Origin of the sequence: Myxococcus sp. XM-1-1-1 (assembly GCF_020037095.1) — a bacterium.
Taxonomy (GTDB): Bacteria; Myxococcota; Myxococcia; order Myxococcales; family Myxococcaceae; genus Myxococcus; species Myxococcus fulvus.
In genome coordinates, this window is sequence record NZ_JAIQDH010000015.1 from 78,327 (window position 1) to 92,552 (window position 14,226).

Sequence of the window (14,226 nt, forward strand, 5' to 3'; positions counted from 1 at the left end):
CCTACGCGGCGCGGACCTCCCCGTTCCGTGCCGGAGACGTCACGCCCGACGGCAGGCCACATCCCCATCCTGCGAGCGGATGAACGCGGCGGTCAGCTCGGTGCCCACGGCCGCGCCCAGGACCTCATAGGTGCGTCGCCGCGCGCCCCCCACCACGGAGGGCTCATGTGCGAGCGACTCCGGGTGTCGCACGAAGATGTTGTACCCCACGATGCAACCATCGGCGCGCAGCACCGTGATTCCATCCGTGGCCATCATCCCGCGCAGCAACTGCCCCGTGGCACGCACCGCCGTCGCCGCCGAGAACGTGGCGTCCACGTGGTAGCGGTCCAGCAACGCCACCACGTCCAGCGGCCGAGGCAGGATGATGCCATCCACGAACAGCGTGGAGCCCGCGCGCTCGCGAGGCAGCACCGCCACCAGCGTCCCATGGGACGTCTGCATCACCTCGAACAACACCCGTCGGAAGAACCCCCGCGCTCGCTCGCGACTGGCGCTCGCCACGCCCTGGGTGATGGCGTCCGCCAGCTCGTCGAGAATCACCGGCGGCGACGCCGACTCCACACGCGCTCCGGACAGGTACACGTGCCGGCACAGCCCACCGCCGGCGCGCAGCTCCAGCATGTTGTCCGCCAGCTGGAGCACGCCGACGACCCCCGCCTGCGCCTCTTCGACGCGGCGCAGCCGCTCCAGCGGTGACTCCGCGAGCGGGAACGGGTCCGTGCGGAACACGCCGTACGCGAACCCCTCCGGCACCCGCAGCAGGTACAGCGCCCACCACCGTCCCTGTCCCAGCTGCGCGCACTGCTTCAGCGCCCGCTGGATGGTGGCGCGCGTGCGCGGCCCGATGCCGATGGCGAGGGGGTCATGCCCGCCCAGGAGCGTGAGCATCCGCGCCAGGTCATCCCCCACGAAGGCCATGGGGAACAGCGGGGCGCCCTCCTCGCGGTAGCGCGAGAGCGTGACGATGAGCTCGCCGATGGAGTCCGCCGTCTGCGCGCACGTCATCCCGGCTTCGTCCAGGAACGTGCCGACGGCGTCGGTCAGCAGGTGGCGGAAGGAGAGGACCGGAGGTGGGGAGCCCGGTGCGTCGGGGTCCGAGCCATTCATGACGCGCGCAGCATGACGCATTGTCGCCGCACACGCACGGGCGGAATATCGCCCGTCCTGTCCGTCCGTCCCGCCCCTTCCTCAGCGTCTCGGTTTCTCCCAGACGAAGAGGACGACGGCTCGGTCTCACGCCAGCTCGGCCCGGGTCGCCTCCAGGCGCGTCGCGGTGTGGTGCCACGCCTCCGCCAGCCCGTCGAGGTGCCCGAGCACGCCCGAGAAGAACCGCGCCTCCAGCGCCCGAGCCAGCGTGGCGCCGTGCGCGTCCGCCCACTTGCGGGTGACGCGGGCACGCACCTGCGCGCCCAGGAGGTCCACGAAGCGCTCCATCAGCGGCGTGGACAGGAGCGTCCCCGCCCACACCACCGCGTCATGCCCGAAGCCCCCGGTGGCCACCGTCACCACCGCTGCCGCGCCCGACGGCACCGAGTACACCAGCGTCGTCATCGCCTGGAGCAGCTCCTCGCGCATGCCTCCCTGCAGCTCGGCCGCCACCAGGTCGCGGCAGTACGCATACAGCGTGGCGCGGTCCGCCGCGTGGGCATGCAAGGCCTCGAAGCCCAGCGGCTCCTCCAGCTTCGCCAGCGTCACCGGCCCGAAGGCCTCCGCCAGCAGCGCTCGCGTCGCCGGGTCCCCGCGCCACGCGGCGACCTCCGGCGCGAAGGCATCCACCAGCCGCCGCACTCCATCCGTCAACGTCGCGTCCACCGTGCGCGTCGGCGTCTCGGCCCCCTCGGGCTCCGGCCCCGTGAAGGACTGCCGCACCTTGCGGCTCACGTACGTCAGCGCCGTGGCCAGCCCCCGGAACGGCAGCCGCACCCACTTGTGGAACTGACTGCGCGCATCCAGCTCGTCGCGGAACGCATCGATGAGCACGTCCGCGGGCACTGCCTTCAGGGCCGCCGCGGCGCCCACGCCCTCGAGCTCGTGACGCAGCCGTTGCCGCAGCCGCTCCGGCTCGCTCGCCGCGCGCCCCGCCGCGAGCGCCACCGCCCCCATCTCCGCGCGCGCATCGGCGAGCGAGGCCTCCAGCGCCCGGGCCTTCAGCTCGCGCGCGTGCTCGGCCTCTCCCAGCAGGGAGCCCAGCGCGGGCTTCCCATCCAGCGGCACCGTCGCCAGGGGCCGCAGGCCCGCCTCCACCTCCGGCTGGTGCGGCGCCAGGTAGCGCGCGAGCGGCGGATGGCCGACATCCGAGGCCAGCTTGTCCAGGTGCCCGCGCGCCACCTCCTCGCGAGAGGCCTCGTTGTAGACGAGCAGGTATGGCCGCCCATGGCCGACCGCGGCGCGCAGGAAGTCCACCAGCGCGGCGTTCTGGTACGTCTGCCGGCTCACCACGAACACGAGCACGTCCACCGTGACGAGCAGCGCCTCGGCGCGCTCGCGGTTCTCCCGGTACACGCTGTCGAAGTCCGGCGTGTCCATGACGAGCAGCCCGCGCGGCACGTCCTCGGCCAGCACCAGATACAGCCGCCCGGAGGGCCCCGGCTGGTCCACCGGCGCCGACTCGCCCGACGCGACCGGCACCGTGTCGTAGCGGCGGGTGAGGAAGTCCTTCAGCGCGCCCGTCCAGGTCTCCGGGTGGGCCGCCGCCAGACACTGCTTCGTCAGGCCTCCCTCGGGCCTCGCGGGCGACAGCGACGCGCCCACCAACGCGTTGAACAGCGTGGACTTGCCGACATTGTTGGGTCCGGCGATGGCCACCAGCAGCAGGGGCGCGTCCGCCGAGCCGAGGCGGGGCAGCAAATCCCGCCGCAGCCGCTCCGCCAGCCGGCGGGCCAGGTCCGCGTCGGAGGGGTCCGGGAACCGCTCGGCGGCAGGGAGGGCGTCCAGGGCGGACGCGAGCGCGTCACGCAGGGTGTAGGGGTCTCGCGTCATCGGAGGTCCGCGCACACCAGAGCATGCGAACGGGCAGGTGCCCAGATGCTTGCGCGGTGGATGTCAGTTTCGGAGCAGGCGCGAGCGGCGCCATCCCGGGTGTAGGGTTCGCGCCATGCGCACCCTTGTCGCCAGCCTGCTGCTCTGGGGGCTCGTCGGCTGCACCGCCGCGAACACGAACACGCCCGTGTCCACGGAAGCGGCGCACGCCGGAGCTCCCCTGCCGTTCATCGAGGATGACTACGCCCGAGCCCTCGCGGAAGCGAAGGCGAAGGGGGTTCCCCTCTTCGTCGACGTCTGGGCGCCGTGGTGCCACACCTGTCGCTCCATGAAGGCGTACGTCCTGTCGGACAAGTCGCTGGCGCGCCACGCCGACCGCTTCGTCTGGCTGGAGGTGAACACCGACCTGACCCAGAACGCGGCGTTCCAGGAGAAGTTCCCCATCGAGTTCTGGCCCACGCTGTACGTCATCGACCCGCGCGCGGAGAAGCCGCTCCTGCGCTTCGCGGGCAGCGCCACCGTGTCGCAGCTGGAGAAGCTCTTCGAGGACGGCGAGCGCGCCTACAAGGGCGGCGTCACCGGCGCGGAGGCGCTGCTGGCGCGCGGTGACGCGCTCCATGCCGAGGGCCGCTCCGCCGAAGCGATAGAGACCCTGACGGAGGCCCTGGCCGAGGCGCCCGCCGACTGGTCCCGCCGGGGGCGCGCCCTGGAGTCGCTCATGACGGCCATGTACGGCGCGATGCAGGTGGAGCCGTGCGCGAAGAAGGCGCTCGAACTGCTTCCGGGCACGCCCCGCTCGCTGTCGTGGGCCAACGCCGCGATGTTCGGCTTGATGTGCGCGGTGTCCATGCCCGAGGACGCGGCCGGGGTGAAGGAGCTGCGAAGCGCGCTGGAGGCCAAGGTGGTGGACGCCATGGGGGCTCCCGTCATCGAGATGTCCGGTGATGACCGCTCGGGGCTGTACGAGGCGCGCCTCATGGCGCGCGAGGTGGCCAAGGACGAGGCCGGCAAGAAGGTCCTCGCCGAGGAGTGGCTGGCCTTCCTGGAGGCCGAGGCCGCCAAGGCCCCCAACCCCGAGGCCCGCGCCGTCTTCGACGCGCACCGCATGGGCGCGGCCATGAAGCTGGGCACGCCCGAGCGCGCCATCCCCGCGCTGGAGCAGAGCGAGAAGGACCTGCCCCAGGACTACAACCCGCCCGCGCGCCTGGCCACGCTGTACCGGACCGTGGGACGGCTGGACGACGCGCTCGCCGCGAGTGACCGCGCGCTGGCCCGGGTGCAGGGCTCGCGTCGGCTCAGCGTGATGTCCGGCCGGGTCGACATCCTCATCGCGCGCAAGGACAGCGCCTCCGCGGTGAAGACGCTGGAGGAGGCCCTCGCCTTCGCCAAGACGCTGCCCGCCGTGCAGACGTCGCCGCGCATGGTGAAGAACCTGGAGAAGAAGCTCGCCGGTCTCCAGGCCGAGGCCCAGCCCGCGCCCAAGTAGCCCGCGGGGCTCAGCGCGCCGTCGTCCGAGCGGCGGCGGCGCGCGTGTCCAAGTCGAACAGCTCGTAGGACTCGACGGGGCAGTGGCTCATGCCTCCGTCGACGAAGACCAGCGCCGCCTGGGTGTCTCGCGGTGGCGGCGGCGCGCCGTGGGCGCAGTCCACCCGGGTCCCGTCCGTCACCAGGTTTCGCACCACGCCGTCGCGCGGCGTCAGGTTCGTGACGCCCATCAGCTCCAGCACCCGCTTGTCGCGCGTGTGGCCCACCACCTGGGTGAGCCCCCTGGGCAGTCGCCTCGGGTCGAAGCGCCGGCGCGGCGTCTGTCGGGTGCGCTCGGCGTCGTCGGGCTTCAGGCTGGGGCGCTGGTAGAAGATGCCCGTGCCCTCGCCCCGCGCGGCGTCGCCCGGCTGGTGCAGGTGGGGCACCTCCAGCGGTCCGCCCTTCCACCGCGCCACCGCGTCATCCACCGCGCCGTTGAGCGCGCGCGCCACCGCGTCCGCGTCCGCGTGCTGCTCGGGGGCGAGCCCCACCAGGTCCAGGTCCTCCCGCGTCACGCCCGCGTGGAGCACGACGAGCCCGGGGCCCGCGGCGTGGGCGGTCCGGAAGCGCCGCGCGCGCAGGAGGAACTCCACCCACGTGCGCTGCGGCTCACGGAAGTTGCCGAAGTCGCGCGCCACCAGCTCCGCGGTGGGCACCTGGGGCCAGCGCTTCAAGAAGGCCTGCTCACCCGCCTCGTCCGTGTGGCCCTTCTGGTAGACGCGGTCCGCCTCCGCCTGCGCGGTGGCGAAGCTCGCCGCGTCGAAGCCCGCGAGCTCGCCCACGCGGCCCAGGTCATGATTGCCGAGCAGCAGGGTGACCTGGTCCGCCGGGTGCGCGGAGAGCCACGCCACCAGGGCCAGCGCGCTGTCCGCGGCGCGCTGACGCTCCTCGGGCGGACCCCAGTCGAAGTGGTCCCCCACGGAGACGAGCTGGACGTCGGGCAGGAGCCAGCCCTCCGCGCTCAACAGCCCGTGGTGGTCGAGGATGCCCAGCACCTTGTCGAAGTCCGCCTGCGGGTCCCCCATCACGAGGCGGCGACGCCGGGGGACGCCCTCGGGCGGGGCGGAGAAGGGGCCCGAGTCCAGCGCGTGTCGGGCGCGGGCGCGGGCGGCCCGGAGGCGGAGGGCTGCGGAGTCGTTCACTCCGCCCATTGTAGACGCGCGGGCCCCGCGGGCGCGCGCGTCATCAGGACGTCTGGAAGAAGCGCGCGATGAGGGCCGAGCGGCTCTCCACGTGGGCCTTGGCGAGCAGGTGCGTGACGTGGACCTCGACGGTGCGCTCGGCGCAGCCCAGCCGGCCGGCGATGGACTTGTTCGTCTCGCCCTGGACGATGTGCGTGAGCACCTCCGACTCGCGCGCGGTGAGCGACCAGCGCGCGGCCAGGGCCTGCACCCGCGCCGCGGCGCTCGAGGCCGTGCCCGTGTCGATGGCCAGGTAGTGCGGAGGCAGCCCGGGAGTACGCAGCGGCGTGAGCGTCAGCGGGCCCGAACAGGGCACCCCCTGCGCGCCCCGGCGCAGCTGCTCCATCAGCTCCGGCTCTCCTCGGTCCAACCACACGCGGCCCGCGCTGTTGGCGTGCACCACGCGGCCGCTGCGGCTGACCACCCAGGCGGCGCGCCCCAGGGCCTCCATCGCCACCTCCAGCGCGGTGGACATCAGCCCCGACTCGCGCAGCCGCGTCTCCATCGTCAGCCGCCGCTGCAGCGCGGGCGTCAGCGCCTGGAGCACCCGCTGCTCGCGCTCGGTGAAGGGCTCCTCGCGCATCAATCCCATCCAGCCCAGCAGCGCGGGGCCCTCGCACACCAGCGTGCGCAAAAAGGCCATGCGCTCCATCCCGAGCTGGCGATACACCGCCCCGGAGCGCACGTTGACTCGGTCCCTCTGCGCCTCCAGCTCCGCCTCGCTCAATCCCAGACGCCGCCCCACCTCATACGCGGGCAGGTCATGCAAGGGCATCTGCCGCGCCTCGGACTCCTGGAGCGAGCGGAAGTGCAGCGCCCGGTTGCGCTGGGCGGGCGCGGGACGTGCGGGGTCGTACCAGCCCCAAAGACTCTCCCGGTCCGACAGGAAGGTCTCCAGCGCGTCGAAGACCGCCTCCGTCGGCTGCGGGAAACCCGAGCTGTGGGAGTAGCTGACGTGGTAGCGGTCAGGTCCCACATCCACGCCGTAGGCCACCGCGCGCTCCGCCTTGAGCGTGTCGCGCAATGCCTCCAGGACCATGGGCAGGGACTCAGACCCCGGCTCCGCCTCGACGAGCAGGGCCTCCAGGTCCGCCAGGATACGCTGTTCCTCGGAATTCAAACGAATCAAGGTATCCTGAGTATACGATGCCAATGAGTGGCTCCCACTATCCCACCCGGACGTGGAAGTTGTGAGCTGTTGAGCATTGAGCTGCGACATGCCCTGGAGTCTGAGATGTCCGGGTGGAATCCGACATCAGGGGTTCCCCGGATGGTATTCCCATTGCGCTCGAAGAGACAATGAGGGGCAGGCCCACCGGGGGGGAGGGCCTTTCGCGGTAGGTTTCATGTGAGCGCGCGCCGGGGTCGAAAGTCGATGCCCGGCGCGTTGCCCTTGAACCCCGCACCTCCCCGCCGCGTAGCGCCCGACGCACCTCCTGGGATGCCTGCTTCGCGCCTGGAGCCTGTCCTGGCCTCCCAAGGCCGCGAAACATCATGTGTTCCAGGCTCGGCACGTCACTGGCTAATTGATTCATGGAAATGAATTCCTTCCGTGAAATTGCACGGTGTCTCGTCATGCTTTCACGTCGAACGAATGCTCATTCACCAGGGAGGGTGTCTGGAATGACGACCAGGAGCTCGGCGCGTGCGTTGGGAATGGCGGTGTTGTTGGCGGTGACGGGGTGCAGGACACCCGGGGCGATGGGCCATGGCGGGATGAGCGCGTCGGAGGGCTCGTCGGATGGCTCGGGCTCCGGCTCGGGCTCGGGGGACTCGTCGAACGGGTCCGGTGACTCGTCGAATGGTTCGGGCGACTCGTCGAACGGGTCTGGGGACTCGTCGAACGAGTCGGGGGACTCGAGCGAGCGGACCTCGCACAGCTCGGAGGAGGGCGGCTCCAGCGAGTCGCGCTCCAGCGACCGCAGCGAGACGGGGACGAGCGAATCGGAGAGCGGCGGGGAGGGGAAGGAGTCGCGCTCGGAGACGAGCAACAGTGACAACAAGGATGGGCGCGTGGTGTCGGCGACGACGGTGGCGGCCACGGTGATTGGGCTGGGCGTGGTCATCTGGCGCGTCGTGGCGGCGGCGGAGCGACGCAAGGGGCCTCCTCCCGAGGAGGTGGGGCGCGCGGCGCAGGTGTATCTGCAGTCGAGGACGCACCAGCTGCGCGAGGACCTGGCGCTGGGCGCGGGGCCCACGGTGGAGGACCTGGCGGCGGCGGCGAGCATCCGTCGGGAGAACCTGCCGACGTTCGGCCGGCTCCTGCGCGCGAACCGTCGTGAGCTGCTGGCGATGGCGGACACGCGGACGCTCACGGCCGAGCGCGCGCTGGCGTGGCTGGCGCGGGTGGGGGAGCTGGCGCGAACGGACCCGAGGCTCGATGAGGACCGACGCGCGTTCCTCGCGGTGCATGGGGAGGAGGTGGCCGCGGAGGTGGCGCGGTGAGCCGCGGCGTGGTGTGGCTCGTGGTGCTCCTCGCGCTGCCCGTGTGGGCGCGAGCGGCGGGGGTGGTGCGCGAGGGGGACTCGGAGCCGGGGGCCTCCCCGAACGAGGACTCGCTGGCGGCCCGTGTCCACGCCCTGTCCCGCGCGGGACTGGTGCTGCGAGACGCCGCGGCACGCGACGCCGTGCTCGTGCGTGAGGTGGAGCAGGGACTCCAGTCCCTGCCCCCCGCGATGAGGCGCTTCCCGGGCGGCCCGCTGGAGCTGGTGCTCCACGCCGAGTCCTCGCCGTTGGGCCTGGGAGACGGAACGCAGACTCGCCCCGACTGGTCCGAAGGCCACGCGCGCTTCCATCTCTACCGGTACGCACCCTCCCAGGACCGTCGCGCCACGCTGCGCCTCTCCCGGCTGACGGACGAGGACGCCGAGCGGCTGTGGCGACGTCGCGCGGTGGTGCACGCGGTGACGCAGCGGTGGGAGGACGTCTTCGCCTGGAGTCGAGAGACACGGTGGCGCCGGTTGTCCGGCTGGATGAAGCCCTTCGAGCGTCCCCTGGTCTGGAAGGAGCAAGCACGCCTGCACTACGCGGGCGCCTTCAGTCGCGAGCGAGGTCAGCACAGCGCGGCCCTGGACCTGGTGACGTTCGCCGAGGAGCTGTTCGTCCCGGTGGAGTCCCTGCGCGAGGACGCGCTGTCCGTGGACGAGCAGGTGCGCTGCCAGGAGTTCTCCAAGACGCGCGCGCTGACGGAGTTGCTGGAGTCCTCGGGCCTGGGCGCCTGGCCCGTGCGCGCACCCTGTCCCGCCTTCGATGCCTGGGCCGAGCGCGACCTGCTCTCCCACCTCGAGGTGCTCATGGTCGCCGCCACGGGACGACAGCCCGAGTCCCTCTTCGGACATCTCCTCCTGCGCCCGGTGTGGCGCGAGGGCGCCCAGGTGCGCGGCCCCTCCTTCGAGCGTGTGGTGCAGCTCGTGGCCCTCACGGGCATGGAGCCCAAGGGCCTGGGCTACGTGGTGAAGGGGATGACGGGGAGTTACGACACCGTCTTCCTCACCGGCACGCTGGGCGACCTCGCGCACGAGTCGCTCGAGCTCGAGCAGCGCACCATCCGCCGCTTCCGCCTGCGCCTGACGCACGGTGAGGAGACGCGGATGCTCGAGCGCATCTGGGAACTCGAGCGGCGCGGGTACATGGGCTACTACTTCTTCACCGACAACTGCGCGAGCGCGCTGCTCTTCCTGCTCAACGGCGTCCTGGAGAATGACCGTCAGGTGCGCCCGCCCGGACTCATGTGGGTCCTGCCCTCGGCGACGCTGGATGTGCTCGCGAGGCTGGAGGTGCTCGGCAAGGCAGGGCCCGCGGGCCCGCTGCTGGAGCTCGTCCCGGACGCCTTCGAGTCCACGGGAGAGCGCGCCGCGCGAGCGGACAAGACGCGCCGCGAGGCCCTGGAGTCGCTCTCCGGACACGTGGACGCGCGACCCTTGTCACGCCTCCTGTCCCTCCACGCGCAACTGCAATCCCGCGAGCCCGAGGTCCGAGGCGAAGCCTACGCCGCGCTTCCGAGAGTCGTGACGGCGGTGCTCGACACCGCGACCCCCTCCGCGCGCGCCACCGTGCGCCAGACGCTCCACGCCTACGTGGCCCACGCGGTGCGGGTCGAGCGCGCGGCGGTGGACCGCATGGACGGCGAGCGGCTGCGAATCGAACGTCAGCGATTGCTGGCCCTGAGGACGCCCGTGGCCGGCTCGGCCGAGGCGGGGATTCGCGAGCGCCAGCGGGTCTTCGAGCGAGAGGACGCGCTCCAGCGCAAGCTCGCGGTGCTGGACCGCACGGCGCTGCTCCAGCAGGCCCTGGCCACCGCGCCCCGTCGTCCACCGACGCCCGAGGAGCTGAAGGTCCTGGTCCGCGCCGAGCGCACCGAGGCCACCTTCATCCTCGCCACCGACGCACAGGGCGCACTCAACGACGGCGTGTTCGCGGACGTGGACGCGGTCGCCTTCCTCGGTGAGGACCGCCGCCGCAAGGTGGCGGACGAGACGCGCTGGGCGGCCTCGGCGCTGCGCGAGTCGGGCGCGGCGCGCACGGTGGTGAGCGTGGGCGTGGGCTTCCCCGACACGGGCGCCGTGCGCCCCCTGGTCAGCGTGCGCACCGCGGGCCTCGCGGAGGCGCTGGGCGATGCGCGCCAGCACGGCTTCCAGGCGAGCAGCGAGCTGCGCGTCCTCGACGGCGAGCTCTCGCTGGAGCCGCGCTGGGGACCGCCGCGCGTGGTGTCCACGGACATGACGCTGGTGGGCTACCGCACCTTGCAACGAGAGCCGCTCGCGCTGCGTGGCTCCGCGTGGGACTCGCTGGGCTGGGGCGCGGAGGCGCGCGTCGCCACGGACACGGCGCACGCGGAGCCCTACCGCGCCACCGTGCAGGCGGAGGCGCTGGTGGTCATCGACGAGGCCGCGCGCTTCTCGCGCTTCACGGCGGTGGGCGTGGGCGGGCTCGCGCGGATGCACTGGAGCCAGACCTCCCTCGCGCCCGCGGCGGGACCTCGCTTCTCGCTGACCCACCGCACGGGGCTGCCGGGCTCCGGCGCCAACGCGGTGCGCCTGGAGGCCGCCTACGCACCCACCTGGCGCCTGGGCGACGCGCGCCTCACGCACGAGGCGGGCGCATGGCTCCAGGTGGAGCTGTGGCTGGGGCGCGCGGGGCCCTTCGGCGTGCTGCTCACTCCTCGCGCACAGGCCCGGTGGGAGGGCTCACTCGCTCCACCGTCACGTCGGGATTCACCCGCACCGTCGACGTGGTGGTCCGGTATGTCGGACCGTCGGCTGCTGGTCGGGTTGGAGCTGCGCTGAGGTCCTCGGTGAACAGGGGGCGGCTGGCCGCGCCCGTCACGGCGCCGATGAACGTGCCGATGACATGCAGCGCTATCCAGCCTCCGAAGCCCAGCCCGGAGAAGATGCGCAGCGAGTTGTTGCCGGCGAAGAACGACAGCCCCGCGAGGATGGCGGGCACGGCGATGGAGCTCACCACCGCCGCGGCCAGCGCGCGCTTCAAGGTGCGCGCATGGAAGCCGCCGAACACGCCACCGATGAGCCCGTTGAAGAGCGGCACGAAGAAGACGACGAGGCTGGTGAGGACCATCGTCACCACGCTCACGTCGAAGCGGTTGTGCTTGAGGTGGATGCCATCGGGCTTCATCCCGATGCCCGGCGGCAGCTCCGCGTAGGAGAACTCCCGGTGTACGTCGTGCACATAGGGCGGAGGCGAGGTGTCCTTGTCGGTGCGGACCATCTCCATGGGGTACGAGCCTTTCGCGGCGGGCGCGGTGCACCCGGCTCCCGTTCAGGTGGGGCTGGCGGCGGGCATCGGGAAGGGCCGCTGACTCCACCGGAGGGCGGGCCGGCTGGGTGGCCCCAGGCTCCTTCCGGGGAACAAACCCGGGAAAACCGCTTCCGTGCCCCGAGGGGCGGACGTGGTGGGGCTTGGCGGCCCGCCGTCTGCGGCTATGCTGCCGCGCCCGGTAGTCCCCTCACGTCCGTACGGAATTCCCATGAGCCTTCGTCGAGCCCTGCTGACCGTCGTCCTCTCCTCCACCGCCCTCCTGTCCGCCTGTGCCCTGCGCCCGACCTACCGGGAGCTGGTGGCGCCGAACGCCGCCGAAGTCACCGCGGGCCAGACGGTGGCGCTGCGCGTGGTGGACGGCGCCGGCAAGCCCGTGCAGGGCGCCAAGGTGCGCGCGGGCGAGCGCCGCACGCGCATGAACCTGGTCAGCGACGCGGACGGCCTGGTGACGCTGGAGACGAACGCCGACCTGCTGAAGGAGAACCCGCTGGTGGAGGTGGTGCTCCCCAAGGGCGTGTCGCAGTACCGCCTGCAGCTCGTTCCCTCGGGTCAGTCCCCCGCGGAGCTCGCGCCCCAGGCCCCCGCCGCCCCGGAGCAGGCGCCCGGCACCGAGGCCCCGGAGGCCCAGCCGACGACGCCCGCCTCGCCGGAGACCGCGCCCCAGGCTCCCGCCACGCCGGCGACCCCCGGCACCTGAGCCGGGAGTCGTGAGCCCCCTTCGCGCGAGGCTCAGCCGAGCTTCGCGCGGAGGAAGTCCACCGTCCGGGTCCACGCCCGCCGTGCATTGTCCGGCGAGTAGACCTCCGGACGGGTGTCGTTGAAGAAGGCGTGGTTCGCGTCGTAGCGGTGGAGCTCCGCCGGCACGTTCGCCTTCTTCAGCTTCGCCTCCAGCGCGTCCACCCGGTCCGGCGTGCACCAGTCATCCTGCGTCGCGAAGTGCCCGAGGATGGGCGCGCGGATGCGGGTGACGTCCACGCTGTCCGGCGGAATCCCGTAGAAGGGCACCACGGCGTCGAGCCCCGCGTCGTTCGCTCCCGCCAGCAGCGTCAGCGCGCCGCCCATGCAGAAGCCCAGGACGGCGACCTTCGTGCCGGCGCCGCCACGCTGGCGCAGCGCCTCCGTGGCGTCCTTGAGGGCCTGGCTGGCCTTGCCCCAGTCCATCTGGGACAGGAGCTTGTCGGCCTCCTGCGCGTCCTTCGTCGTGCGGCCGCCGTACAAATCGGCGGCGAAGACGGTGAAGCCCTCCTTCGCGAGCCGGTCGGCGATGCCTCGGATGTGCTCGTTGAGGCCCCACCACTCGTGGACGAGGACCACCGCGCCCTTCGCTGGAGTGGCTTCACTCAGATAGCCCGCCAGTTCCTGGCCCTGCTTGCCCGTCAGCCTTGCCTGCCCTGCCATGCGTGCACCCCTTGAGTGATGGACGAGGCGGCGTAGCTTAGTCTCACGGGCGCGAGGTGCCCGGGTCCGAAGTGGACTGTGTCGGAGGTCGGAATGTCGAAGGCGTTCACGAAGGAGGACTCGGGCGGGGACGAGGTGCTGGTGCCGCCGCGGCCGAAGTCCTCCTCGGGCGACAAGCGCTACATCACGCCGGAGGGCTATCGCGCCCTGCAGGAGGAGTTGGCGGCCACGCAGGGGCCGGACTCCGGGGCCGAGGGGCTGACGCCGCTGGAGGCGGGAGTCCGGCGCCAGGAGCGTGAGCGCCGCGCGCGTCACCTCGCCGCCACGCTGGAGGAGGTGCGCGTGGTGGAGCCGGAGGCGGCGCGGGAGGGCCGTGTCTTCTTCGGCGCGTGGGTGGAGCTGGAGGACGAGGACGGCGAGCGCACGCGCTATCGCATCGTCGGCCTGGACGAAGCGGACGTGAAGTCGGGCCGGCTCAGCGTGGAGTCTCCGCTGGCGCGGGCACTGCTCGGCAAGGAGGTGGGAGAGGCCGTGGTGGTGGAGCGGCCTCGCGGGGCAGTGGAGTACACCGTGGTGTCCGTGGAGTACGCGCCACATTGAGGCGCGGCGTCAGCGCTTCGTCGCGATGACGGTGGCCAGGGGCGTGAAGGGCTCGGGGAGGATGCCGTCGCGGACCTCGACGCTGAAGCCCTGCGCCTCCAGCAGCGCGCGGGCGCGAGGCACCAGGAACGTCAGGTAGTACATGACGAAGGGCGGCTTCCACAGGGCGTTGCGCACGCGCATGGCGGCGTTGAAGCTCCGGGCCACCCAGTAACCGGGGCGCAGCTTCGACGGTGGATGGCCGGTGACGAAGAGGAACCGCCCCCCGGGACGCAGGGCCTGGTGGATGCGCTGAATCAGCCGGGGCTCATCGGCTTCGAGGATGTGGCCGAAGGCGCCGAAGCACGTGGCCACGTCGAACGCGGCGTCGAAGGTCATCTCCAGCGCGTCACCCCGGATGAACTCGAGGGCGGCGGTGCCCGGTGCGCCGGAGAGCCTGCGGTCCGCTTCCTCGAGCATGCCCTGGCTCACGTCGATGCCGGTGACCCGCTCGCGGGCCAGCGGGCGCAGGTGGCGCATGGCGGCGCCGGTTCCACAGCACACGTCCAGCGCGGTGCCGACGGAGCCCGAGGGGCCCAGGGCTTCGATGGCGGCGCGGAGCACGGGGTCCGGTGTGCGGAAGGGCGTGTAGTCGAACTTGGGGGCGAGCAGGTCGTAGCCTTGCTCGACGGAGGAGAGGGCCTGCTCGGCCAGCTCGAGGAGGGTGGGCCCCTGACGGTGGAACATGGTGCCCGGGGATGTAGCGCACCCGGGGCCCGGTCAGGGC

At 72.3% G+C, this 14,226-nt stretch carries 12 protein-coding genes; 5 read left to right on the plus strand and 7 right to left on the minus strand.

Features of this window, described 5'->3' with window-relative positions; translation table 11 throughout:
* Window positions 1-39: 39 nt before the first annotated feature.
* Together K8640_RS26325 and K8640_RS26330 are read right to left on the minus strand one after the other, a co-directional pair.
* Entirely contained in the window at window positions 40-1,110 is a 1,071-nt protein-coding gene (locus K8640_RS26325) for a hypothetical protein (protein ID WP_223749584.1), read from the minus strand.
* Between the two features lie 126 nt (window positions 1,111-1,236).
* Entirely contained in the window at window positions 1,237-2,982 is a 1,746-nt protein-coding gene (locus tag K8640_RS26330; protein ID WP_223749585.1) for a GTPase, read from the minus strand.
* Between the two features lie 115 nt (window positions 2,983-3,097).
* Between K8640_RS26330 and K8640_RS26335 the strand changes: the two genes are divergently transcribed.
* The gene (locus K8640_RS26335) at window positions 3,098-4,468 is read left to right on the plus strand and encodes a co-chaperone YbbN (RefSeq protein WP_223749586.1); all 1,371 of its coding nucleotides are present in this window, start codon (window positions 3,098-3,100) and stop codon (window positions 4,466-4,468) included.
* 10 nt (window positions 4,469-4,478) lie between these two features.
* Here K8640_RS26335 and K8640_RS26340 read toward each other — a convergent pair whose 3' ends face one another.
* The 3 genes from K8640_RS26340 to K8640_RS26350 all read right to left on the minus strand — a co-directional run bounded on the left by K8640_RS26340 (window position 4,479) and on the right by K8640_RS26350 (window position 7,690).
* Window positions 4,479-5,657: a metallophosphoesterase gene (locus K8640_RS26340; RefSeq protein WP_370640393.1), complete on the minus strand. Its 1,179-nt coding sequence runs from the start codon at window positions 5,655-5,657 to the stop codon at window positions 4,479-4,481.
* A gap of 34 nt (window positions 5,658-5,691) precedes the next feature.
* Window positions 5,692-6,816: a helix-turn-helix transcriptional regulator gene (locus K8640_RS26345; RefSeq protein WP_046716674.1), complete on the minus strand. Its 1,125-nt coding sequence runs from the start codon at window positions 6,814-6,816 to the stop codon at window positions 5,692-5,694.
* Between the two features lie 469 nt (window positions 6,817-7,285).
* Window positions 7,286-7,690: a hypothetical protein gene (locus K8640_RS26350; RefSeq protein WP_223749588.1), complete on the minus strand. Its 405-nt coding sequence runs from the start codon at window positions 7,688-7,690 to the stop codon at window positions 7,286-7,288.
* A gap of 10 nt (window positions 7,691-7,700) precedes the next feature.
* On the opposite strand from K8640_RS26350, the gene K8640_RS26355 reads away from it, so the two are divergent.
* From K8640_RS26355 to K8640_RS26365, 3 genes are all read left to right on the plus strand, one after another.
* A complete protein-coding gene (locus K8640_RS26355; RefSeq protein ID WP_223749589.1) occupies window positions 7,701-8,132 on the plus strand; it encodes a hypothetical protein in 432 nt (143 codons plus the stop codon).
* The gene (locus K8640_RS26360) at window positions 8,129-10,972 is read left to right on the plus strand and encodes a DUF4105 domain-containing protein (protein WP_223749590.1); all 2,844 of its coding nucleotides are present in this window, start codon (window positions 8,129-8,131) and stop codon (window positions 10,970-10,972) included. Before K8640_RS26355 ends, K8640_RS26360 begins: the two co-directional genes overlap by 4 nt.
* Window positions 10,973-11,670: 698 nt before the next feature.
* Entirely contained in the window at window positions 11,671-12,159 is a 489-nt protein-coding gene (locus tag K8640_RS26365) for a hypothetical protein (protein ID WP_223749591.1), read from the plus strand.
* A 32-nt stretch (window positions 12,160-12,191) separates the two neighbouring features.
* On the opposite strand, the gene K8640_RS26370 is transcribed toward K8640_RS26365, so the two are convergent.
* The gene (locus tag K8640_RS26370) at window positions 12,192-12,860 is read right to left on the minus strand and encodes a dienelactone hydrolase family protein (protein WP_223749592.1); all 669 of its coding nucleotides are present in this window, start codon (window positions 12,858-12,860) and stop codon (window positions 12,192-12,194) included.
* Between the two features lie 93 nt (window positions 12,861-12,953).
* Here K8640_RS26370 and K8640_RS26375 point away from each other — a divergent pair, with 93 nt between their 5' ends.
* The gene (locus K8640_RS26375) at window positions 12,954-13,460 is read left to right on the plus strand and encodes a GreA/GreB family elongation factor (protein ID WP_223749593.1); all 507 of its coding nucleotides are present in this window, start codon (window positions 12,954-12,956) and stop codon (window positions 13,458-13,460) included.
* Between the two features lie 9 nt (window positions 13,461-13,469).
* Here K8640_RS26375 and K8640_RS26380 read toward each other — a convergent pair whose 3' ends face one another.
* Entirely contained in the window at window positions 13,470-14,186 is a 717-nt protein-coding gene (locus K8640_RS26380; protein ID WP_223749594.1) for a class I SAM-dependent methyltransferase, read from the minus strand.
* Window positions 14,187-14,226: the final 40 nt, after the last annotated feature.

What these genes read in the sequence shown, in the direction of transcription:
- K8640_RS26340 (WP_370640393.1), bottom strand. Translation starts at nt 5,657, where the DNA reads ATGGGCGGAGTGAACGACTCCGCAGCCCTCCGCCTCCGGGCCGCCCGC.
- K8640_RS26370 (WP_223749592.1), bottom strand. Translation starts at nt 12,860, where the DNA reads ATGGCAGGGCAGGCAAGGCTGACGGGCAAGCAGGGCCAGGAACTGGCG.
- K8640_RS26380 (WP_223749594.1), bottom strand. Translation starts at nt 14,186, where the DNA reads ATGTTCCACCGTCAGGGGCCCACCCTCCTCGAGCTGGCCGAGCAGGCC.
- K8640_RS26330 (WP_223749585.1), bottom strand. Translation starts at nt 2,982, where the DNA reads ATGACGCGAGACCCCTACACCCTGCGTGACGCGCTCGCGTCCGCCCTG.
- K8640_RS26325 (WP_223749584.1), bottom strand. Translation starts at nt 1,110, where the DNA reads ATGAATGGCTCGGACCCCGACGCACCGGGCTCCCCACCTCCGGTCCTC.
- K8640_RS26335 (WP_223749586.1), top strand. Translation starts at nt 3,098, where the DNA reads ATGCGCACCCTTGTCGCCAGCCTGCTGCTCTGGGGGCTCGTCGGCTGC.
- K8640_RS26375 (WP_223749593.1), top strand. Translation starts at nt 12,954, where the DNA reads ATGTCGAAGGCGTTCACGAAGGAGGACTCGGGCGGGGACGAGGTGCTG.
- K8640_RS26365 (WP_223749591.1), top strand. Translation starts at nt 11,671, where the DNA reads ATGAGCCTTCGTCGAGCCCTGCTGACCGTCGTCCTCTCCTCCACCGCC.